This window comes from Microbacterium sp. ZW T5_45 (genome assembly GCF_044987415.1).
In the GTDB taxonomy this organism is placed as follows: Bacteria; Actinomycetota; Actinomycetes; order Actinomycetales; family Microbacteriaceae; genus Microbacterium.
Genome location: NZ_JBJDRJ010000002.1, coordinates 179931 through 204246, shown reverse-complemented (window position 1 = coordinate 204246; position 24316 = coordinate 179931). Strand labels below are relative to the sequence as shown.

The 24316-nt window shown below is 69.6% G+C and carries 10 protein-coding genes; all 10 read right to left on the bottom strand.

Annotation, left to right across the window (positions count from 1 at the left end; all coding sequences use genetic code 11):
• A partial coding sequence (locus ACI3KS_RS01805; protein WP_404914587.1) for a serine/threonine-protein kinase occupies positions 1-1007 on the bottom strand: 1007 nt, incomplete at its 3' end.
• On the bottom strand, positions 1004-2599 hold the full coding sequence (locus tag ACI3KS_RS01800) for an FHA domain-containing protein (RefSeq protein WP_404914585.1): 1596 nt from the start codon (positions 2597-2599) through the stop codon (positions 1004-1006). The genes ACI3KS_RS01800 and ACI3KS_RS01805, both read right to left, overlap by 4 nt.
• 1 nt (position 2600) lies before the next feature.
• Positions 2601-3413: a PP2C family protein-serine/threonine phosphatase gene (locus ACI3KS_RS01795; RefSeq protein ID WP_404914583.1), complete on the bottom strand. Its 813-nt coding sequence runs from the start codon at positions 3411-3413 to the stop codon at positions 2601-2603.
• The gene (locus ACI3KS_RS01790; protein ID WP_404914581.1) at positions 3410-5077 is read right to left on the bottom strand and encodes an RDD family protein; all 1668 of its coding nucleotides are present in this window, start codon (positions 5075-5077) and stop codon (positions 3410-3412) included. Before ACI3KS_RS01790 ends, ACI3KS_RS01795 begins: the two co-directional genes overlap by 4 nt.
• Positions 5074-7464 carry a transglutaminaseTgpA domain-containing protein gene (locus ACI3KS_RS01785; protein WP_404914579.1) on the bottom strand — a complete coding sequence of 797 codons (2391 nt, stop codon included), beginning with the start codon at positions 7462-7464 and terminating at the stop codon, positions 5074-5076. Before ACI3KS_RS01785 ends, ACI3KS_RS01790 begins: the two co-directional genes overlap by 4 nt.
• Positions 7461-8723 (bottom strand): DUF58 domain-containing protein, encoded by a 1263-nt coding sequence (locus ACI3KS_RS01780; protein ID WP_404914577.1) that lies wholly within the window; start codon positions 8721-8723, stop codon positions 7461-7463. Before ACI3KS_RS01780 ends, ACI3KS_RS01785 begins: the two co-directional genes overlap by 4 nt.
• A gap of 11 nt (positions 8724-8734) precedes the next feature.
• Positions 8735-9697, bottom strand: coding sequence for an AAA family ATPase (locus ACI3KS_RS01775; protein ID WP_404914575.1), 963 nt, complete (start codon positions 9695-9697; stop codon positions 8735-8737).
• 49 nt (positions 9698-9746) lie between these two features.
• On the bottom strand, positions 9747-15818 hold the full coding sequence (locus tag ACI3KS_RS01770; protein ID WP_404914573.1) for an Ig-like domain-containing protein: 6072 nt from the start codon (positions 15816-15818) through the stop codon (positions 9747-9749).
• A 592-nt stretch (positions 15819-16410) separates the two neighbouring features.
• Entirely contained in the window at positions 16411-18162 is a 1752-nt protein-coding gene (locus ACI3KS_RS01765) for a sigma-70 family RNA polymerase sigma factor (RefSeq protein ID WP_404914571.1), read from the bottom strand.
• A 159-nt stretch (positions 18163-18321) separates the two neighbouring features.
• Complete coding sequence (locus ACI3KS_RS01760; protein ID WP_404914569.1) at positions 18322-23991, bottom strand: hypothetical protein; 5670 nt, start codon at positions 23989-23991, stop codon at positions 18322-18324.
• Between the last annotated feature and the right edge of the window lie 325 nt (positions 23992-24316).

Below are 24316 nucleotides of genomic sequence, written 5' to 3'. Positions count from 1 at the left end.
ACCGCGACCCGCCCCTCGGGGTGCTTGCGCTGCGTGGTCGCCGAGGGGCGGGTCGCGGTGGGGCTCTCGGGGCTGATCGAGCGGACGTCACGGACTCTCGTGAGACCGTCGCCGTCGTCGTCGGGAGATTCGTCGAGGGGATGCTCGTCGACGATGTCGATCGTGGTCACCGAGTGCGAGAGCTCTATCTGCACCTTCTGCAGGGCACGGGCGAACGCGACGGCGCTCGGATACCGGTCGTCGGGGTTCTTCGCCATCGCCCGTTCGAGCACCCGCTGCAGGCTCTCGGGGGAATCGGGTCGGCCGAGCTGGGGCACTGCCGCGCGCTCGATGCGCTCGATGAGGTCGGCGCCGGTATTGCGCTCCCCGGGGCGCTCGAACGGTGACCGGCCGGCGAGCAGCGTGTAGATCGTGGCGCCGAGCGCCCAGACGTCGGTGCGCGGCCCGCTCTGCGGCGGCTCGGCGAACGACTCCGGCGGTGACCAGGGGATCGACATGCCCGAGGACTCGGTCGCCGCGGACGTCGTCGATGCGATGCCGAAGTCAGTGAGCGCCGGCCTGTTGTACTCGGTGACGAGGATGTTGGCGGGCTTGATGTCGCGGTGCAGCACACCCGCTCGGTGCGCGGTCTCGACGGCGCCCGCGACCTGGATGCCGACGCGCAGCGCCTCGGCGACCGAGATCTGCTCCCGGCGCGTGCGCATCTGCAGGTTCGGACGGGGGCAGTACTCCATGACGAGGTACGGTCGCCCGTCACCGGCGACCCCGGCCTGATAGATCGTGACGATCGCGGGATGCGTCGACAGCATCGCCATGACGTTCGCCTCGTCGGAGAACTCCTGGGCGGCGCCCGTCGCGAGACGATCGGCGAGCAGCACCTTGACCGCGACCCGGCGACGCGGCATCTGCTGCTCGTACAGGAACACGTCGGCGAAGCCGCCGGTTCCGAGGGGCTCGAGATAGGTGAATCCGGGAAGCTGCGGCGGCGGCGAGGGCCGGCGGCTCACGGGATGTCCTCGAAGAGGACAGTCACCCCGTCACCCAGATCGATCACGTCGCCCGACAGGACGAGGGTCTGCTCGCCCGGATGCAGCCGCACCGGCTCTGCGCCGGGGCGGATCAGCGTCGAGCCGTTCGTGGTGTGCAGGTCGATCACGACGACTGTGCCCGCCTCGGGGCGCACCTCGAGGTGGTTGCGCGAGATGTCCTGCTGCGGACTGTCGACCGCGACCAGGTGCGGCAGGTTCGCGCCGCTCGCCCTCGTCGACCGGGGCCGGCGGCCGATGATGACCGTGCGGTCGAGCTCGATGAGCTGGCCCGACGACACCCGCATGCGGCCCGACGCGGCGGGCACGGCGGGGAGCACCTGCGTGGCGACGTCGTCCGTGTTCGGCCGACGACGTCGCAGCGCGCCGAGCTCGGCCGAGGTCACCGTCTCGCCGTCATGGTCACCGAGCTCCGGCGGCGGTGCGATACCCGGAACCGGCGGGATGACGGGGGCGGGGGCGATCACGGGGGCCGGGGCGATGACGGGAGGCTGCGCAGGCGCCACAGGGCCGGTCGATCCGCTGTGCAGGGTCTCTCCGAAGAGCTGCTCGAGCTCATCGATGCCGCTCTCATCGACGGCGTCGGCGTCATCGACCCCCGTCGCGTTCTCGGGGGCGAGGATGTGCTGCGGCGGCTCCCACGTGCGTTCGTCGAGGCCGTTGTCATCGGGCTCCTCGATGGTCGGCAGCGGCGGCGCGGGCGTCGGCGGGATGACGGACGCGGGAGGCACGACGGGCAGTGGCGGCAGCACGGGTTCCGGAGCCGTCACCGGCGCGGCGGCGGGTTCCGGGTCATGCTCCGGGGTGGACTCCTGCTCCACAGGCGCCTCCGGATCCGGTTCGACGGGCGCCTCCGATTCGGGCTGGGGCTCGGGCTCGGGCTCGGGCTCGGGCTCGGGCTCGGGCTCGGGCTCGACGGGAGTCTCCGGCACCGGAGCGACGCCTGAGAGCGGCGCATCGGGGATGCCGTCGACAGCGGGTGACGAGGGGACGCCGAACAGCGCGAGCGAGGGCGCCGATCCTCCGGCCAGCGCGGCGGCGGAGGCACCGGACTCGACCTCGTCGATGCGGGGGCTCGATCCGAGCACGGCCGTGATCGGCGTGTCGTCGCCGTCCTCGAGCTCGGCGCTCGCGGCGGCGACGCGGACGATGCCGCTCTGCACCGGGAGCGCGGCTGCGGCATCCGTCTCCTCCACCGTGATCTCGATGCGCGTGGCGTCGGCGACGAAGTGCTCGCTCCACGTCGTGACCTCGGCTCCGGAGAGCTCGTAGGCGACCTCAGGGCCGCAGGTGACGCGGGCCACCACCCCGCCGCGCAGCGCGATGCGCACCGCGGAGCCCTCGGCGACCGCCGCCGCGAACGGCGGCAGCGCGGTGAACGACCCGCCCGCGGCGGTGGTGAGCACGTCGACGACGCTTGCGAGCGTCTTCTGCGCGGGCAGACGCTCCCACAGCGTCGACACGAGGTCGCTGTGCACATCGGGCGGCAGGGCGACGAGGGCGCCGGGAATCACGATCAGGTACCACTGCCCCGGTCGATAGATCGTCTGCATGTCAGCGAGCCCCTCCTGCTGCGCGTGGCAGCGTGTCGACGTCGATGTCGGAACCGTCGGAACCGAGTCCCGACCCCGGGCGTGACGACACCCGTACGGCATCGACGATCACGACGGTGATGTTATCGTGCCCGCCTGACTGCAGCGCCTCTGCGATCAAGGCGTCCGCGGCCTGCTGCGGGTCGGCGACCAGCGAGAGCAGCTCGCCGATGCGCTGATCGGTGAGCTCGGAGGTGAGCCCGTCGGAGCACACCATGATGCGGTCGCCCTCCTCGGCGGGGAACAGCCAGAAGTCGGCATCCCCCGAACTGCTCGCGCCGATCGCCCGCGTGATGATGTTGCGCCGCCGATCGGTCGCCGCCTCGGCGGGAGTGAGCTCGCCCGCCTCGATAAGTTCCTGCACGACGGAATGGTCGACGCTGATCTGCTCCAGCTCGCCCTCGGCGAGACGATAGGTGCGCGAGTCGCCGATGTTCAGCGCGAGCCAGTACCCGGTGCCGTCGACGGAGGCGACGACGACACCACTCAGGGTCGTTCCCGCCCGGCCGTTGCCCGCGGTCGAGAGATCCTCGACACCGGCCTTCGCCCGCTCGAGCGCGCCGCGGACCTCGGTCACCCCGAGCCACTCGCGGCCGACGAAAGGCGAGAACTCCTCCACGACACGCGCGCTGGCGTGCTCGCCGGCCTCGTGCCCGCCCATGCCGTCGGCGACGAGGAAGACGGGTGCCTCGGCGAGGAAGGAGTCCTCGTTGAGCGCTCGTCGCAGTCCCACGTGCGTCGCGGATCCCGAGGCGACGACCAGTCCTGCGCTCATACGTACCCGCCGATCGTGAGGATGCGGTCGCCGATCTCGATCGCATCGCCGAGACGCACCGGCACGCGCTGGCCGGGCGGGCAGTCGATGCGCTCGCCGTCGCGCACGATCGTCATGCCGTTGGTCGAGTGCCGGTCGAGCACCCAGCCGCCCGAGACCTCGGCCGCCGCCTCGAAGTGCGTCTTCGACAGCGACAGCGTCTCGTCGCGCACGACCACCCGCTCGGCGCCGTCCTCGTGCGCGGGGTTGCGGCCGAAGAGCGTGCGGCGCGACACCGTCACCCTGGTGCCGTCGTCCCACGTGAACAGCAGACGGTGCCCGGGAATGCTGATCCGCGTGGACTCGAGCTCGGCGTCCTCCTGGGCGCGGGTGCCCCGGGGCTGGATGATCGTCTCCTCGAACACGTCCTCCTCGTATGCCTCGTCGGCCGGAGCCGCGGGGGCGAGGGGCGCACCGGGGGTCACCGGAGCGGATGCCGGGACGCCCGGAGCGGCCGGAGCGGCCGGAGCGGATGCCGGGGGCACGGATGCTGTGGGAGCTGCGGGAGCGGATGCCGGGGTGACCCCGGGGACGAAGGCGATCAGGGAGTCCGCTGCGCCTGCGGGTGCGGACGGGGCCCCGGATGCCGGCGCAGCCGGCGCACCGAATGCCGGTGCGGCCGGGGCCGCGGGGCTTCCGAAGGCCGGCGCGTGCTGCTGAGGAGCCTGCGTCTGCTGCTGCCCGTACGTCTGCTGCACGAAAGGCGCCGGCTGCGCCGAAGGTTCCGGTTGCGTAGGGCCCTGCGGATACGGCGGGACCGCACCGGGGTGCGGGGGAAGCGGAGGCACCGCGAAAGACGAGCCGTCCGCCGGCACGGAGAACGCCGATGCCGTTCCGGTGGGAGCGACCCCGACCGGAGGGGCGGAGGGCACAGGAGGCACCGACGGCGCGGCGAACGGCGCCGCGGCGGCCGGTGCGGCGAAGGACGAGGGGCTCCCCGGTTGCGCGGCGGCGAAGCCGGGCGCCCCAGGGGCGTACTCCGCCGGCGCCCCCGCAGCTGACGGGAACCCGGGAGGCGCGGGAACCGGGGCGGCCCCGTATCCGCCCGCGAGCGGGGCCGGGGGCAGCAGCGGCACCGGAGGAGCGCCCACCGGTGCCGTCTGCACGGGCGCCGCCGCCCCGGGAGCCGCGGCAGCGGCTGCGCCGGCATCCGTCCGACGGATCGGTGACGGGGATTTCTTGGCATCGACGACGACCGCGTTCCCGACCTTGTCGTGCCAGCCCTGGAAGCGTCCTGAGCCGTCGAACAGCGGCGTGAAGTAGCCGACCACGATGGCCGTCGACAGTCCGAAGACGACGTTGCGCAGCAGGGCGCGGCCGAAGCCGATGGGCGCCCCGTCGGCGGCCGAGGCGAGACGCAGGCGCTGAGCGCGCATGCCGATCGAGCCGCCCCGCGTCTGCATGACCGTGTAGAAGACGAACCAGCCCAGCAGCAGCAGGAGCAGCACCCCGTAGGCGATCGGCATCACGACGAGCAGCTCTTCCGTCGGGCGCGGAAGGAACGCGACGATGGCGACCACCACGAAACCCACCGCCCCGATGGCACCCGAGATGAGGGCGTCGATCAGATAGGCGATGGCTCGCCGCGAGATCGGCGCGATGCTGTCGATCGAGGGCTGGGTCATGGGGTCTCGCTCTCGCGTGGGGAGGTGGAGGATGCACGTGCACTCGCCGTGGCACCGGGATCGCGGCGACGGCGTGCTGCCGCAGCATCCCGGAGCTCGGTCATCCGCGCGCCGACGGCCGTGCCGCCGAGCAGCGAGCGCAGACTCAGCCGCGCTCGCAGGCGCCGGAAGAACCCGGCGTCAGAGCTGAGGCCGCCGACGATCAGGTCGACCTCCGCCCAGAAGGCGTCCACGTCTTCCGGGGAGGGCTCATCGGGGCCGAAGATCTCGGCATCTGCCCGCTCGGCGAGACGCGCCGCCCGCGGCAGCTCGAGCGTCGCAGCCAACGATGCGCCCTCCTCGATGCGGGTGCCTCCGGGCGACAGCCGGGCGCCGTAGTCGACGGCGCGGTCGGTGAGCTCGTCCCAGCCGCCGGTGATGCGGTCGGTGGGCTTGGCGGCGTTGCGCCGCACCCGGCGCTTCGCGGCCTTCCACGCCCCGATCACGATGAAGGGAGTGGCCAGCAAGAGCAGGATGCCGAGCACGACGCCTCCGATCGCGAGGATCGTGCCGATCAGCCCGAGCACGTCGAAGGTCTCGTCCTCGCTCTTGCGGTCGTCGGGCAGCGTGGGCGGAAGGTCCACCGGTTCCTGCGGCGGGGGCGGCGGCTGCAGCACCTGAGGCTTCGGATCGGCCTTGGGCTTGGTGTTCTGGTCGTTGGGGACCTTGTCCTCGGGCGGCGTCGGGTCGAAGGGCAGCCACCCGATGCCCGCGAAGTTCACCTCGACCCACGCGTGCACGTCGTCGCCGGTCGCCTCGAACACGGCGTCGCCTGAGCGCTCCTCATCGGGGTAGTAGCCCATGACGACCCGCGCAGGGATGTCGATCTCGCGGGCGAGCAGCGCCATCGCGACCGCGTACTGCTCGTCGTCGCCGATCATCTGGTCGCCGCCGATGAGGGTCGAGATGCGCTCGGAGGTGTGGCCGGCGCGCGAGAGCACCTCGCCCTGGAGGCCGTGGCTGAAGAAGCCGCCTTCGGCGAGGAACGTCTCGAGCGCACGCACCTGTTCGATGGGCGACTCGGCTCCCGACACGGTCTCGGCGGCGAGAGATGTGAGCTCCTCTGGCACGTTGGTCTGCGCGGGCAGCGCCACCTTGCCGAAGTCGACGTCGGCGAGCTGGCGGTCGTCGACACCGGTCGGCATGATCGTGTCGACCGTGTAGGTGTCTCCGTCCGTGAGCTTCGAAGTCACCACGGCCGTGCCGGTGGCGGGGTTGTAGTAGGCCGAACGGCGCAGCTCGTCGGCACGATCACCGGTGAAGGCGATGCTCGACACCGCCCCGGCATCCGGCAGCCAGACCCCCGAGTACTCCCCGATCTCGATCTTCAGTGTCACCGGCAGGCCCTCGGCATCCGGCGACATGTTCGACCTCAGCGGGGTGAACGCACTCGAAGAGTCCGGACCGCCGTCGGTGACGTTGTAGACCGTGCCGTCGAACTGGTCCATGACGCCGAGGCGGATGCGGGCGTCCTTCGTGAGCCCCTGCACCGTGAACAGCGTCTCGGATGCCTCGTCGCGCACGTTCTTGCGGAACGCCTGCAGCGGGCTCGGATAGTCGCGCACATCGAACGGTGGGATGACGACGTCGCGGAACACATGCCGCGGCTGCACCGGCTGCGCCACCGCGCTCGCTGCGACTCCGCTTCCGGCTGCGATCGCGAGCACCGCCGCCCCCGCGAGCAGCCGGCGCATCCGCATCCGAGCGGCGCGAGCCGGGTCGATCTCGCTGACCGACACCGCCGCGTTCTGCGGATCCCACAGCTGACGCAGGGCGAGCCAGGCGATCGCGAGCACCGCGAACACGAGTCCCTGCGCGAGCGGGAACGCGGGGGCGGGTGTGCCGAGCAGGATCGCGAGCACCAGCATCAGGCCGACCGGCACGAGCGCCCAGGCGACCTGACGCACGCGCAGCGCGAGCGATGCCGCCACCACGGTGCCGACGAGCGCGAGCAGGAACGGCACGATCAGGTGGCCGTCGGCTGCGGCCACCGGCGCCACCGTGGTCAGCATCTGCTTCCACGACGTCACCACGCCGAGGGCGAGGCGCTCGAGGGTGTCGAGGGTGGGGATCACGCCGAACAGCGCGGTCTGCGGCAGGGCGAGCGGACCGCCGAAGAGGAAGTAGACGACGATCGTGATGCCCGCGACGACCAGCATCCCCCACCCGCGCCAGGCGCACAGTGCGGCCACGGCGAGGCCGAGTACGATGCCGCCGACCGCGGCCACGAGGTACGAGCCCCCGGCGAAGGTCGGCCAGAAGCCTGCCAGCGCGACGCCGGCGAGCACGGCCGTCGCAGCGAGGTCGAGGATCCAGCGCCGCAGCGGCAGCGCGACCGAGGCGCTCATGCGAGCACCCGCTGCAGGGCGAGCGGCACCTGCTCGAGAGCGCCGATCGTCACGACGTCGGCGTCGCCGATGCGGCGCAGCGTCGGGGACGCCGCCGCGCCGTCGGTGACGACGGCGAGCACGCGCGCGCCGAACGGCAGGCGCGAGCACGCGGAGCGCAGATCCTCGCCGCGCACCTTCGATCCGCACACGAGCACCACGATGCTGGCGAGCGGCATGCTCCGCGCGATCACCGCCGAGAGCGCGTCGATGCCGCCGTGGCGGGGGCGGGAATGCCGGATCGCGGCGAGCGAGTCGAGCAGCTGCTTGCCCGACCCCGCCGCGAGATCACGGCCCTGCACCCGCACCTCGACCCGCTGCGAGTCGCGGATCGCGCGCAGCCCGATGGACCCGGCCGCCGAGATCGCCAGCTCGAACTCGTCATCGTCGGCGTAGTCGGCTGCCGCGCAGGACAGCGCGATCACGAAGTGCGAGCGCCGGGTCTCCTCGTACTGGCGCATCATGAGCGTTCCGGTGCGCGCGGTCGACCGCCAGTGCACGTGACGCAGGTCGTCGCCGGGCTGGTACTCCAGCAGGGCGTGGAACGACACGTCGTCGCGAGAGAGGTCGGCGGCCGGAAGCCCCTCGAGGTCGCGGAGGTAGCCGAGCGACTGCCCATCGAACATGATCGTCCGCGGATGCACGAAGAGATCCACGGGATCGTCGCGGCGGTGTGCACGCTCGAACAGGCCGAGGGGATCGCCGCGCACCACGCTGACCGGTCCGACCTTGACCACACCGCGGCGCTGGGTGGGGATCGCGAAGAGCTCCTCCGCCTCCTCCCCCGGCGCCAGGCGCTGGATGCCGAACTCGCCGCGTCCGGCCCCGACCGGGAGCACGACGCGAGACGGCAGGATCGCCTTGGTGCCGTGGTTGGCGAGGGTGAGGCCGCCGATCGCCCGCTCGCCCACGACGACGCGGGTGCGGGCCAGGTCGAGCGAGACGTCGTAGGCGGTGCGTCCGATGAGGAACAGCGCGCACAGCGCGACGGTGATCGCGATGACCGTCGCGGCGATCGTGAACTCGGCCCAGCCGAGCGTCTGCCCGATCGCCCAGAAGCCGATCGCCAGCGCGATGAGCACCCAGGCGAGGGGGCGGATCACCGAGGTGACGCTGCGCAGGCGCCCGAGCAGGCGCACGCCGAGCACCGCCGCGACGTCGCGCCAGCGCGCGTCGCGGGCGGCCGGGGCGGGCGCCTGATCGAGTGCCTCGGAGGTCATGCGAACGGCTCCTAGCGCGCCTGCGGAGCAGGGATGCGGTCGAGCACGCGCGCGATCACGGTCTCGCTGCTCGTGCCCGAGAACTCGGCCTCGGCGTCGAGCAGCAGTCGGTGCTGCCACACCGGGCGAGCGAGTGCCTTGACGTCGTCGGGCAGCACGTAGTGGCGGCCCTGCGACGCCGCCCACACCTTCGCGATGCGGACCATGGCGAGCGCACCGCGCACCGAGACGCCGAGCCGGATCGCGGCATCCGTCCTCGTCGCCTCGGCGAGTTCGGCGATGTAGCGCAGCACGGCGGGCTCGACGTGCACGGTGGCGCCCAGATCGGCCATGTCTGCGACTGCGCCCGTGGTGATGACGGGGGTGAGCGACGCCGAGGGGTTGCGCTGGGCGGCGCCGGCGAGGATGCTCTCGGTCACCGCCAGGTCGGGATAGCCGATCGAGGTCTTGATGAGGAAGCGGTCGAGCTGCGCCTCGGGGAGCTTGTACGTGCCCGCCTGCTCGATCGGGTTCTGCGTCGCGATCACGAGGAACGGACGGCCCGTCTCGTGCGTCGTGCCGTCGACCGTGACCCGCGACTCCTCCATGACCTCGAGCAGAGCGGACTGGGTCTTCGGCGACGCGCGATTGATCTCGTCGGCCAGCACGATCGAGGCGAAGATCGGGCCGCGGTGGAACTCGAACCGGTGGTTCTGCTGGTCGTAGATCGTCACGCCGGTCACGTCGGACGGCAGGAGGTCGGGCGTGAACTGGATGCGCGCGCTCGTGCCCTGCACCGTGGCGGCGAGTGCCTTGGCGAGGCTGGTCTTGCCGGTTCCCGGCGCGTCTTCGAGCAGCACGTGGCCTTCGGCGAGCATGGCGCTGAGCACGAGTGAGACGACCTCACGTTTGCCCTGCACCGCACGGTCGACGTTGTCGACGAGACGGGCGAAGGTGCCGTGGAACCACGAGGCCTGTTCGGGGGTCATAGTCATGCGTTCGGGGTGCTTCCTGCTGAGGGGGTCGTCGCTGCGGTGCTGCGGGTCAGTACCAGGTCATGGCGGTGGCGTATCTGTTGAGTTCGACGATGTACACGCGCATCGTGTTGCCCGGGTAGCCGTAGTAGCAGGTGAGATCGACGCTGCCGTTCGCTGGGACGTACAGCGCGGTGCCGCCGCCGAACTTATTGCCGTCGTCACACTGCAGGTGGTAGTTGCCGGGGCTGCGGAAGTTCTCGACCGTGAGCCGGACCTTCGCGCATGACGAGGACCCGCAGTTCTCGAAGCTGCCCGGTGTGCCCTTCTCGGTGCGCAGCACCTCGGCGGGCGGATCGCTCGTGCGGGCGGATGCCGATGCTTCGCTCGACCACTGGCCCGCGGCATCCTGTGCCCTGACCTTGATGCTGTGGTTCTGCTGGTATCCGTCGCCGACCGTGCGGGATCCGCTGATGCCCACGCCTTGCCAGCCACCGCCGTCGACGCTGATCTGCACGACCGTGATGTCACGGCCGTTGGCCGAGCGCGAGGCGTCCCAGTTCAGTTGCACCTGCGTACCGAGGTTCTTCGCACTGGCGCTGGGCGCCGAGGGCACGCCGTAGGGCACCGCGGCTGCCGCGTTCGACGCGGCGCCGGAATACGTCGAGCCGTCGACCGACGCCACCGCCCGCACCTCGACGCTGTAGTTCGTGCCGTTGGACAGACCCGAGATGCGGGTGCCCGACAGGCCCTGCCAGCCCCCGCCGTTGAGACGGTACTGGTAGGAGATCTCATTCGCCCTCGCACCGTTGCGCGACCCCGCCGTGTAGGCGATGTCGATGAAACGGTCTCCCGGGGTCGCGGTGAGCCCGGTGGGTGCACCCGGTGCTGTGACACCGCGACGCGGTGCCGATGCGGCGCTGTACTCGCCCCAGCCCGCCTTGTTGTGGGCGCGGATGCGGTACGTGTACGCGGTCTCGGAGGTCGGCACGGTGACGGCCTGGCTGGTCGCGCCGGCACCGGGCGTCAGCGTTCGTACGAGCGTGGAGCCCTCGTAGACCTCGAGCTGATAACTGTCGATCGCGTCGCCGTTGTTGTTCGGTGCCGCCCAATTGACCTGCATCTGCGCCTGGTTGCCGACGGGCGCGAGCTCCTGCGTGGTGGGTGCTGCGGCCGCCAGCGGCGGGCCCGCCGGGATCTCGGATGCCGACCAGTTGCTCCAGCTCGACGGCTCGGGCGCCCTGTTGTGGGCCTGCACCCGCACCTGGTAGTTCGAGCCGTTCTCGAGGCCGTCCCACACGATCGAGTTCCCGGTGACCTGCTTCTGGGTGATCCCGGATGGCGGAGCCGGAGAGATCTCGAGCGTGTAGCTCTCGACCGGCGAGCCGGGCGTGGTCGGAGTCGTCCACGAGACGCTGAGCGATTTGTCGCCGAACGCCAGCTTCGGCGGGTTGGGGGTGTCGGGGCGGGCGTCGGGACGCGCCACCGGTGACGCACCCGACTTCTCACCCTCGCCGACCCGGTTGGTCGCCGTGACCTGGAAGGTGTACTCGACGTTGTTGGTGAGGCCGTCGAGCGTGCAGGTCGTCGACTGGCACTCCTTGCGGTAGGCGCTGCCCTGCACCGAGGTGACCGTGTACTTCGTGATCTCGGCACCGTTGTTCGACGGGGCGCCGTAGGAGATCACGACCGTGCGGTCCTGCACGCTGGTGATGGTGGGCGTGCCGGGCGCCGCAGGGACTCCCTGCACCGTGACGACCACCTGGCCGTTGACCTCACGGTCGGGATCCTCCGTGGCGTCCTGGATGCGGTAGCGGACGACGAGAGTGCCGACGAACTCCGCCGCAGGGGTGACGACCAGCTGGTCCCCGTCGCGTGAGACTTCGCCCACGCCGGATTCGACGACCTGCGAGACGATCTTCAGGGGCGTGTCGGGGAACGGGTTGAAGTCGTTGGCGAGTGCCGGCACCGTGACCGGCTTGCCCTGATCGGCCTCGGAGACGGTGTCGGTGTTGGCCACCGGCATCGCCCTGGTCGACGCGCTGACGAGCACCGAGACCGAGCCCTCGACCGGCTCGGTCTGCCCGTCGTCGATCGTCAGCTCGAGCGTCAGGGCGGTGCCCTTCTGCGCGTTCGACGACGCCTCGACGTACAGCGTGCTGCCGTCGATCCGTGCGCTGACGCCCTTGCCCTCACCGCCGGTCAACGAGTACGTGTGCTCGTCTTCGGGGTCGGGGTCGGTCGTGAGTGCGGCGAGGTCGAGCGTGCTCGCCTCCTCACCGGGGGCGACCTGCACCTGGCCGGTGACGAAGGTCGGCTGCTGATTGTCGGGCGGCAGCACGTCGATGGGGATCGTGAGCGTCGCGACGCGACCTTCGGGGTCGTCGGGTCCGGTGCCGTCGGTGACCTCGAAGCTCAGCGCGTCCTGGCCGAAGTAGCCGGGCGCCGAAGTGTAGACGAGCGTCGTCTCGTCCTGCACGAGGTCGGCGCCGTCCGCGTGGATCGCACTCACCTTGGCGTGCTCGGTGATGCGCGCGGTGCCGCCACCCGCGACCACGACGTAGTCCGAGAGTGGCAGCGAGATCGTCTCGCCGCTCATGACCTCGACCGGCTTCGTCGCGTCCTTCAGAGCAGGGCGCAGGCCCGAGATCGCGGGGACGAAGATGAACGCCGACGCCTGCAGACCGTCGACATCGGTGAGGGTGTACCGGATGAGCTGCTGCTCCTCGGTGACGGTGACCCGCACCTTGCCGCCCTCGACCGCCTCTGCACCGTCTCCGAGCTCGACCTCGAGCGACTCGGTGGTGCCGTCAGGGTCCTCGTCGTTCTTGAGGATGTCGATGTCGGCGGTGAGCTCGCCGTCGGTGAGATCCTCGGGGCGTACCCGGTCGTCGCGTGCGACGGGCGCGAGCAGGGGGACGTCCTCGTCGACGGTGATCGCCAGGACCGCGGATGCCGTCGCACCGCGGGAATCGCGGATCGTGTACTGCAGCGAGGTCTCCAGTGCCCGGTCCGGAGCCTGCACGAGCACACGGTCGCCGGAGACCCTGGCCGAGAGCCCGTCGATCTCGGGCACCTGGAGGCCGTCGTTCTCCTCGCTCACGAGGGTGATCTCGTCGCCCTCGGGGTCGGAGTCGTTCGCGAGCACCGGCACCGCGATCTCGCGGCCGGGGCGCACGACGACAGCATCCTTCACCGCGTACGGCGCCTGGTTCACCTGCTCGGGAGGCGCGATGCCGACGCGGATCGTGGCGACGCCCTCTTTGCCGAGGTGGTCGCGCACCCGGTACTCGAAGGTGTCGACACCGGAGGAGCCGTCGAAGGCCTCGTAGCGGAAGTAGTTCGCACCGGTCTCGGTGATGCGGCCCTTTGTCGGGTTCGACGCGATGTCGAGCAGCTCGACGGAGTCGCCGTCGGAGTCGATGCCGTCGAGCGGCACCGCGATGCTGACGACGGTCCCGGCGAGCGCACGGGCGACGATGTCCCGCGGGCGCGGCGCCGCGTTGGTCTCCTCGTCGATCGGCAGGATCTGCACCGTGACGAAGCCGGCGGCCTTCTGCTCGTGCTCGTCGACGGCCTCATAGGTCAAGTAGACGGTCTTCGCCTCAGGCCCTGCTTTGAAGCGCACCGTGTCCTGCGAGACGAAGGCCTCGCCGTCGTCGGGGTCGACGAAGGGCTCGATGAGTTCGGGCGCGACATGCAGCACGTCGTCGTTGGGGTGGGTGTCGTTGTCGAGCACCGGGATCGTCACGACGTCGCCGGCCCGCACGTACACGGTGTCGGGGTTGGCGACCGGCTGCAGGATCTCATCGGGCGCGGGGATCGGGATGATCACGACCTCGCCCTGCGCGGACTTCGAGCCGTTCGAGATCGTGTAGGTCGCCCGCACCGGTTCGGTGAGCGCGCCCTGATCGGTGATGCGAAGCGTCTCGTGGTTGATCACCGACACCGAGACGCCCGCGCCGGGTTCCAGCGACACGGACTGCACGACGAGGATGCCGCCGGCCGGGTCGGAGTCGTTGGCGAGCACGCCGACGAGCGCATCGCCGCCGGAGCGCAGCAGAGCGACATCGCGGACGGCGACGGGCGGCAGGTCGGTCTCGGTCGCGTCGAGCACGTCGACCCGGACGAGCCCCTCGCCGTTCTTCGGGCCCGCGGTGGCCAGGTACTGCACGTAGTAGGTGCCGGCCTTCTGCGACGAGAACGTGAAAGTCTTGTTCGTGAAGTCCGGGACGACGGTGGCGTCGGGGACCTGCTCATCGACCTTTCCCAGGCGCAGCTGCTCGCGACCGGAGCTGGTGTCGTTCGCGAGCGGCGCGACGGTCACCTGCTCGCCGACCCGCGTCACGACGTGGTCGGCGTTGGTCTTCGGATCCGTGCTGCCCTGCGGGCGCACATCGAGCGTGATCGTCGAGGCGCCGATCTCGCCGAACGCATCGGCGACCGTGACCTCGACGGTCTTCTGGCCCTGCAGGCTCGCGGTCGCCTTGTAGGTGAGCTGGCCGTCGGTGCTGAAGTCGACCTCATCACCGGGTGCGGCGATGACCGACTTCAGATAGATGTCGTCGCCGTCGGGGTCGATCCAGTCGGGAAGGATGTTGTACGAGATCGTGCCGCCGCTCTCGACGGTGAGGCTCGTCTTGCGCTTCGGCGTCGGCGCGCCGTTGACGTCGGGCGGCCGAACGGTGAGTGTGACCACCGCGGTGTCGGTGCCCTCGCGTCCGTCGTCGGCCTGATAGGTGAACGACGAGGAACCCGTGGCGTTCTCGTCGACCGTGATCTGCAGTGCCCCGCCGTTCTGTATGGGCTGGACGGTGCCGATCGAGGGCTGCGCGTCGACGAGCGAGGCGACCAGCACATCGCCGTCGGCGTCGTTGTCGTTGTCGAGCACCGGCAGCAGAGTGGTCGCACCCGGGCGCACGCCGAAGGAGTCGTCCTCGGCCACCGGAGGGGTATTCTCCTCCTGACGGTCGGGAAGGGTCGTCTCGACCGTCTCCTGCGTGGTGTCGTCCTCGTTCTCGGTCTCGCCCTCGGGCGGGGTGAGGTCGTTCCAGTTATCGACCTGCTGCAGGCTCTCGTCCGCGAGCCAGGCAGAGCCGTCGACCACGTCGTTGAGGATGATCACGTCGCGGTTCACGCGGAACGTCAGCGAGTCCGCCTCAGCCGCGCCCTCGATCGTCTCGTTCACGTCGCTCGCGTCGCCGGGGCATTCCCGGATGAACTTCGCGGAACCCGACCAGGTGCCGTAGAAGCATCCGCGCAGCGACACCGGAGTCGCTGGAGAACCCTCGGCGCCGGTGTCGGTCGAGACCGGGTCGCCGCCGTCGAGCGGCACCGTGACGAGGGCTCCAGGGGTGGCGAGCGCGACGTCGGCGCTCGTCGCCGAGGGCTGCTGCAGCACGGCATCCGTCGCGTTCGCCACGGTCGTGCGGAAGCCGCCGGGGGTGGTGACGACGCCGGCGGCCGCGTCGAGCACGATGGGGGTACGACCGACCGCGGTGATGCTCGGGGCCTCGGCGGTGTCGATCTCGCCGACGGATGCCGTGGAGGGGTCGAGGGGCTGGCCCTCGTTGTCGACGGGGATCGTCACGACTTCGCCGCGCGCGGACGACAGTGCGAAGACCGTGCCGTCGTCGGCGACCGTGACGTCGGCGTCGTCGCCGAGCTCGGCAGTGGGCTCGGCTCCTTCGATCTTGAAGGCGGAGAGACTCGCGAAGGGAACCACCCAGAGGTTGCCCGACGACGGGTCGAGGATCGCAGTGGTCCGGTTGCCGAGCGCGACCTTGGCCGAGGCGGGGATCGCGGTCGAGTCGCCGAGCGAGACCCGGGCCGGGTCGACCGCCGTCAGCGTCGCGCCCCCGCGGTCGACCACGAGGACGTTCTTCTCGTCCTGCAGGATGTCGAAGTCGTCACTCGTCGTGCGCAGTCCGCCGTCGATGAGCGTCGACTCGTGGTTGAAGTGGCCGACGAGGAGGTTCGAGGTCTTCGTCACCCAGACGCCGCCGTCGTTCAGATCGACCTGCGTCGTCGGGTTGCCTTCGTAGGCGAAGGCCATGGTCGTGATCGCGATCGCGCCGGCGGAGAGCACCGCGGCGGAGGCCAGCATCTTCGGCCGCGCTCGCATCCACGACAGCACCCTCATGCCGGCTCTTCCCCCTGGGCTCTCTGGTCGGTCGCCCCCTGCCCGGGGGCAGGAAGACGCATCCCCCGAGTCTAACCGGCGGGTTTCGCAGGCCCCATGGGGAGATCTGCCCTGGTGCATGGCGGAAAGGGAAGGATCTGGATGCCTTTCGCGTCAGTTTCCGAGCTCCGTCGCGTCCTGTCCGTGCAAGGAAACTTCCCCTTGTCCGGCTCTCCCCAGTCGGTGGCCCACACCTCTCCTCCCCGGAAGGCGGGCCGTGGGGAGGGGCTCCCCACGCCCCTCCCCACTCACCTCGGCGACAGTGTCGTCGACCTCGTGTTCCAGTCACGCTCGGAGCCATCTCTGTCCGGGTCGGTAGGCCCCTGTAGCGCCGCATTCGGCCACGATCGCGTCACGCGGGCTGGATCGGTCGTTGGCGGGGCGATCATGTTCCCCCTGATCGCCCCGCCGACCTTCCGTGCCGGTCTTCGAGCTTTCCCAGAATCGCTCGAACCGTCACATATCGACGAAGCCCCCGAAAGCGACGTCGTCTACAAGACGCGAACCCGTTCGGATCGTGACGCGAGAATCGACCGAAATGTCGACTCCGGGGTCACTGCGCGATGACGGTGACGCTGCTGTAGGGGCCGAAATCTCCGGTCTGGGGGTTGGCGTACCGGACTCGGATCGTCTGCGTGCCCTGAGGGGTCGAGAGCCGTTCGTTCCACTGCCCTTCGGGGGGCAGCCGAAGGGTCTGCGTCCGGGTGACCCCGACGATGTCCCGTTCCAGGATCGTGCCCGCCGGCGCGGCAAGAGAGAAGGGGAAGCTCGAGGCCGACACGACCGCACCGGCGGCCGGAGCCGTGATCGTCGGCGGAGTGCTGGTCGTGAACGTCAGCGCGGGGCTCGTCGGAGACACCTCTCCGGCGAGCGCCTGCGTCACGGTCACCGTGTGCGTTCCCGCGGCTCCGTTCGTGACGCTCGCCCGCCAGCTTCCGTCGGCCTTGACCGTGCTCGTCGCGATGAGCGCACCGCCCTCATCGCGCGCTTCGATCGTCGCCCCGGGGCGCGCCCCGGTTCCCGCAAGCCGTGGGTACATCCGGGCGTCCGGCTGGGTCAGCGTGGCGGAGGGCGCCGTCAACGGATCGGCGACCGGCTGGCCATCGGTCGGAGTCTCAGTGTTCGGGTCGGTCGAGCCTCCAGGACCTTGATCGCCCGTACTCGCATCGTCGGCATCCGAGGGCACGGTGTCGTCCGATGGTGCAGTGGTGTCCGAGGACGCGGTGGGATCCGGAGTGGGGCTCGCACTCGGGGCGGGAGCAGGCGTCGAGGATGCGTCCGGAACAGGAGTCGGCGACACCTGCGAACCCGTGCCGAACGGAACGTTGCGAGCGCCCTCGGTCAGCACGCCGAGCATCGACTGCACGAGGATCACTGCGGCCGCCCCGAGGAGCAGAAGCAGCAGGACCGCTCCGGCGATGAGTGCCGCGCGCTTGCGCGACGGCGGTTCGGGTTCGCTCTCGGGCTCGATGCCCATCGCATACAGGGCCTGCGGCATGGCGGGGGCACTGAGGTGTGCGGCGTACCCGGCGGCTCCGGCGACGCCCAGCACCGCGGGGAGCAGCACGAACGCGAGTTTCGACGAGACGAGCCTCGCCTCTTCGAGCGCTGCCGGGCAGTACTCGCAGGTCGCGAGGTGCACGTCGACCTGAGCGGTCGCGCGGGCGGAGAGCCCGCCGCGCACGTACGCGCCGAGGTCCTGGATGATGGCTGCGCATTCCTCGGTGTGGGCGCGAGCGACGTGAGCGGATACCCAGGCGTCGCGGAGACCTCTGCGTGCGCGGATGAGAAGCGCGGACACTGCGTTGGGCTCGATCCCGACATACGTGGCGATCTCGGCCGGCTTCATCTCGTCGACCTCCCGGTACCAGAGCACCTCCTGCCAACGCTCCGGCAGAGAGCGGAATGCCGTGGCCATGACGGAATCTTCGAAAGCGGCCACGGCATGCGCCTCTCCGTTGGGGATGCTGGTCGCGAGCCAGTCGAGATCCACGTCCGCCGGGGTCTTGTCGCGCACGAACTTCGTGCGGCCGAGGTTGCGGACCGCCATCGTGATGTAGGGCCGGAAAGCTCCGGTGGGTCCGCCGCCGGCTCGGATGGCATCCAGTACCTTGACGAACGAGTCGGCGACCAGATCGTCCGCGTCGAGGGTGGGGAACGTGCGGGCGACGCTGTAGGCGGGGCCCGAGTGGCGTTGCCAGAGTGCCCCGTACGCGTTCAGCTCGCCACTCCGGACGGCATCGATGAGTTCGTGATCGGACTTGTCGACGTATTGCTGGAGCTCTCGGGAGGTCTGTTTCGTCATGGTCCTGCTGCTTTACGACAAAGACGGTGCCGCGAGTCGGCACCGGAAACGGGTATTCGCCCGGCTCCGGGAGAGTGGAGCCGGGCGAACGATCCGGTCCCTGGGGATGGACCGGGTTCCGGGGCACGGCAGGCGTGGGGATGCCGCGCCCCGGAAGGATCAGGCCTCCGTCACCGGGAGCTCTGCATCACGGCGACGCCGTGCGATCAGCCAGACTCCGGCCAGGAGCATCACGACCGCAGCCGCTCCGCCCGCGGTCCACAGCTGGCCGCCGGTGATCGCCAGCGGAGGTGTGACGACCGTGGTGGTGTCGCAGTCCGGATCGGCGGATCCTGCGGCGCAGTTCGCTCCCGAGCCGTCCGGGGTGATCACCACGTTGTGGATCTCACCGGCCGTGCGGAGCGTGACCGAGTACGTGACCGTGGCCTGCTCGCCGACACCGAGAGCACCGGACCAGGACAGCACCGGAGCGTCATAGGTCGCCCCGCCGGTCGCATCGCCGTTGTACGTGCCGATCTTCAGCGCCGAGGTCAGGTCGTCGGTGAACGACGCCGGGCGCTCGTCGGTGTAGTCGACCTGGCCGGTGTTGGTGACCGTGATCGTGAACGTGACCTTGTCGCCGATCGCGGCCCGCTCGCTCGACACCGTCTTCGCGACCTTGTACGTCGCGACGGGGGTCTCGGTCACGCACTCGCCCTCGGCGGTGCAGCCACCACCGGGCCCGGTGGGCAGCACCGCGTTACGGAGCCGTCCGTCACCCGTGGCGGGCTGGTTCACCGTCACCGAATACGTGACATCGACCGACTCACCGATCGCGAGAGCGCCGCTCCAGTCCAGGGTGTTCCCCGTGACCGTCGCACCGGTCGACGCGTCGCCGTTGTACGTCGCGTCGTCGAGCACTCCCGACAGGTCGTCGACGAACGTCGCCGGCGTCTCGTCGGTGTAGTCGACCTGACCGGTGTTGGTGACCGTGACCGTGTAGGTCACGACCCCACCGAGCACCACGTCCGTCACGTCGGCCGCCTTCGCGACGGTGTAACCCGCGATCGGTGTGTCGACGATGCAGCCGCCGTCGGTGCACTCGCCGCCGGGCGAGGTCGGTGCGACCACGTTGCGGAGGTTGAAGTCACCGATCACCGGGTCATCGACCGTCACCGAATACGTGACCTGCAGCACCTCGCCGACCGCGAGCGGGCCGGACCAGGTCAGCGTCGTGCCCGTGATCTCACCACCGGGCGAGACGTCACCGTTGTACTCGGCGTCATCCAGCACCCGCGACAGGTCGTCCGAGAACGACGCCGGCTCCTCGGCCGTGTACGCGACCTCGCCCGTGTTGCGGACCGTCACCGTGTAGGTGACCACGTCGCCGGGAAGAGCGGACGCGGGGTCCGCGGTCTTCTCGACCGTGTACGAGCCACTGGGCACGTTCGCGACACACGCGGGGTCGGTGGAACCGGGCTCGCAGTTGCCGCCGGTGCCCGGAGGCGTGACGACGGTGTTGTCGAGCTGCTGGTCGCCCGTGGCCGGATCGTTGACGGTCACTGAGTAGGTGATCGTGACGGATGCTCCGACGTCGAGTGCGCCCGACCAGCTGAGCACCGGTGCCGTGTAGTCGACGCCCGCACCGCTGGAGCTGGTCGCGTCGCCGTTGTAGGTGGCGTCGTCCAGGACCGCCGACAGGTCGTCGGTGAAGGATGCCGGAGCATCCGCCGTGTACGCGACCTGGCCGGTGTTGGTCACCGTGATCGAGTACTCCACCGTCTCACCAGGGAGCACATCCGTGCTGTCCGTGGACTTCACCACACGGAACGACCCGATCGGGGTTGACGTCTCACACGTCTCCTCGCACGATCCGCCGGGACCGGTCGGAGCCACCACGTTCGCGAGGACGAAGTCACCCGTCACCGGAGCATCCACCGTCACCGAGTACGTGATCGTGACCGTCTCACCGACCGCCAGGGCACCCGACCAGGACAGCGTGCTGCCCGACACGGTCGCACCGTTCGTCGCGTCGTCGTTGTAGACGGCATCGTCGAGCACACCCGACAGGTCGTCGGTGAACGTCGCCGGCTGATCCGCCGTGTACGCCACCTCGCCCGTGTTCGTGACCGTCACCTCGTAGCTCACGACGTCACCCGGCAGGGCCGTCGTCCGATCGACCGTCTTGTTCACCGTGTACGAACCGACCGGTGTGGTCGTCGAGCACTCGTTGTCCTCCGCGCACGTGCCGCCGGGGCCCGTCGGGACCACGGTGTTGACGAGGTTCTGGTCGCCCGTGATGGGGTCGTTGACCGTCACCGAGTAGGTGACCTCTATGACCTCGTCGATCGCGAGAGGACCCGACCAAGTCAGCGTGCTACCGGTCACCGTCGCACCGTTCGATGCGTCGTCGTTGTACGTCGCGTCATCCAGCACCGCCGACAGGTCATCAGTGAAGGATGCCGGAGCATCCGCCGGATATGCCGCGCCACCGGTGTTCGTCACCGTCACCGTGTACGTGACCACGTCGCCAGGAAGAGCCGAAGGAACGTCAACGCTCTTCTCGACCGTGTACGCAGCCACCGGCGTTTCCACGACGCACTCGGCATCCGGATCGCACTCGCCACCCGGCGTCGTCGGCACGACCGCGTTCGTGAGCGTCCCATCGCCGGTAGCCGGGTCGCTCACCGTCACCGAGTACGTCACCGTGACCGTCTCACCGACACCGAGCGGGCCCGCCCAGGAGAGGGTGTTCCCGGCGACAGTGCCACCGGCGGTGACGTCACCGTTGTACACGGCGTCGTCGAGCACCGCGGTGAGGTCGTCCGTGAACGTCGCAGGGGCTGCGTCCGTGAACGCCACTCCACCCGTGTTCGTGATCGTGACCGTGTAGGTCACCACACCACCCGGCTGCACCGTCTCCGCATCCGCAACCTTCGACACGGTGTATCCCAGGATCGGGGTCACCGTGCACTGCTCGGTCGCAGGATCGCACGTCCCCGGCGGAGTCGTCCCCGGGGGAACCAGGAAGTTGTTCGCCGAGCTGTTGCCACGATCCTCCGCGGCCTTGACTGTGACTGTGTAGGTGATCGTCGCGGTCGCGCCGACGGCGAGGTCACCGCGGATCGCGAGGATCCCGTCGGTCGGACCGTCCACCGTGACCGACGCGGTGTCGGACTCAGGATCAGTCGTCAGATCGGCGTCATCGAGAACGTCCGTCAGGTTGTCGTCGCGGAGCACATCCACGACGGTCGAGCCCGTGTTGCGGAGCGTGATCGTGTACGTCAGCTCAGTACCCTCGACCACGGGGGTCTCGGACGCTTCGACCGACTTCTCGTACGCGACACCCGTGATGGGCGTCGTCGTGCAGTTCGGGAAATTCTCGTCCGTCGGGTCGCACTCCGGATCCGTCGGCGGCTCCTCACCGGGTGCAAGGAGGAAGTTCGACGCGATGCTGTCGCCCCGCTCGTCATCCGCTTTCACGGTCACCGTGTAGGTCACCGAGTAGCGCTCACCCGCAGGCACGGATCCCGTGATGGAGATCTGCTCGCCGTTGCGGACAACCGTCAGACCGTCCGCAGACGTCGGCTCGACCGTGACATCGGCATCGTCGAGCACATGCGTGAGGTCATCGACCGCATCCACATCAGCCGCAGCCTGACCGTCATTGTCGAAGAACAGCGTGTACGTGATCGTCGACCCCGCCACCGTCGGCGTCGCCGACGCCACCGCGCTCTTCCACTGCTTCAGCAGAGCGCCGGGAATCGTGACCGAGTCGCACGAGGGGAAACCCGGTGCGGTCTCATCGGCCGGAACGCACGCCTGGTTGGTCAGCACGTTGTCGCCCTGCCCCGTGTACGTCACCGTGTACGTGATCGTGGCGACCTCACCGGCGGCGAGCGCACCCGTCCACGACAGTGCGTCGCCGTTGCGGGTCACCGTGCCGATGTCCGCCGTCAATGTCGCGTCATCGAACGTCGCATCGTCTAGCACCGCGGACAGATCGTCCGTCGCGGTCCCCGGGTTCGCCGCCGTGTAGTCTCCCGGTCCCTCGTTCGTCACGCGGACCGTGTAGGTCACCTGGTCGCCGACCGCGGGAAGCTCGGTCTGGCTCGCCGACTTGTTGATCGACAGACGCGGCAGCGGCTGAGACGTCACTGCACAGGGCTCACCCGTGGTCGGGTCGACGCCATCGACCGGCGGCGCGCACGCAGGCGTCTGGGGATCGGTCGGGTCGTTCGGCACCCAGGCGACGTTCCGGATGGTGCCGTCTCCCGCGGGCGCCGACACCGTCACGGAGTATGTGATCTCCACCGTGTCGCCCGCGGGCAGAGCACCGCTCCACGACAGCAGCGGAGCCGCATACGACGGCGCCCCACCGACGGTGGAGGTCGCGTCGTTGTTGTACGTCGCGTCATCGAGAACCCCGGAGAGATCATCGAAGATCACCGCCGGGTTGGCGACCGTGTAGTCCTGGGTGCCGGTGTTCTCCGCCGTGATCGTGTACGTCACGACGTCACCGGCGCGCGTCTCGGCCGTCGCGGTCGACGTCTTCGTGAGCTCGAGCTCGGGCTCGGTGTAGAACTCCACCGATGCGCAGTTCGGCAGGTTGAGACCGACCACCTGCGTGATGTTCGCCGCGCAGTTCGTGTACACCTTCGGCGAAGCCTCGTCCGGCAGCGGGGTGCTCGAGGTCACGTCGACCGTGACCGTGCACGACACCTCACCGGTGACGAGGTTGCCGTTCGCGATCGAGATCGACGTCGCACCCGCCGCAACCGTCGTCGTCGCATCACACGTGCCGCCGATGTTCGGCGTCGGAGCGACCACGAGACCGGCAGGCAGGCTGTCGGTGAACGACCAGCCCGACTTCGCGGCCAGCTCGGACGTGTTCGTGACCGTGAACGTCAGCGTGGAGACGCCGTTCACCGGAACGTCCGGGATGCCGTTGTCGATGCGGTTGCCGCCGGAGAACGACTTGTCCAGCTGCGGCGTCACGTCCAGCACACGGATGTTGTCGAAGGCACCGTCGTTACCGCCTCCGAAGCCTTCCTCGTTCACCATCGAGATGCCGAGCTGGTTGCTGTTGAACAGGATCGATGAGTCCGCGGCGAAGCTGCCGTAGGTCACCGTCTGCGCGAGCCCATCCCGTGTCGGGACCACGGCGGTCTGCCGATTCGGGTTCGTGCACGGATTGATTGCCCCGTTCGAGACAGGGATCAGCTGTCCGCCCGAGGTCACCAGCGAGAAGCGGAGCTTCGGCTGGACAGCGAAGCAGGCCGTGGCTGCCGAGTCGACCGAGAACGTGATGAACCGGCCGTTCGCCGGCACATTCAGAAGAGATGAGACGAACATCCGCTGATTCGCGGGACCGTTCGCCGAGGTGTTGCTCGAGACCGCCCAGTTGGTGGTCGGGTTCTGCGGCGAGTTCAGCAGTCCCAGAGCGTAGGTCTTTGCGAGCGCATCGTTGAACTGGTCACCACCGTTGGAGCAGTAGCCCGGCACGAATGAACTCTGATAGTTCAGGATGAATCCGTTGCAGGCTGCCGTGTTCAGCCAGAACGGGTCTGCCGTGTACGTTACGCCCTGCGCCGAGACATAGTTCTGCAGCGGGATCACCGCGCTGAGCGGTCGTCCTTGGACGTTCTCAAAGTTCTCTTTGTACAGTTCGGTCGGTGTCGAGGGGACACCCGGCTGCCCCGCCACGAGCGGGACGATCCTGGCGGACTCCACCGGTCCTGAACTCGGCGTCGCCGCGGCCGGCGCGGCGGCACCGAACGCAAGCAATCCGGCGATGAGGCCGGTCACAGCCGTGACGCCTCCCCACCGCAGCTTTCGTGCACTGAACATCTGTGTCCCTCTCCCCTGGGCGACGCGTGGTGCGCCGAATCATCAACCTCGACACATCGGACCGATCGAAGTGACGCGAAAGTTGAAGAAAAGTTTCCCCAGCCTTCGACCTTCTTCGATTGACGGATCGCCGAACGTCCAGCCACGCGGTAGATCGGCCCGCGCATCTCCCAATCTAGGTACGCCCGGCACGTCAGACCTGCCCCCCGATATACCAGCTAACGACGCGCCACGCCGCCCGGCATGTCGCCGACGAGATGCGGGAGCCACCCGGGTGTGACTTCGAGTACCAGGCAGAGGGATCAGCTCCACCAGACGCCCCGGC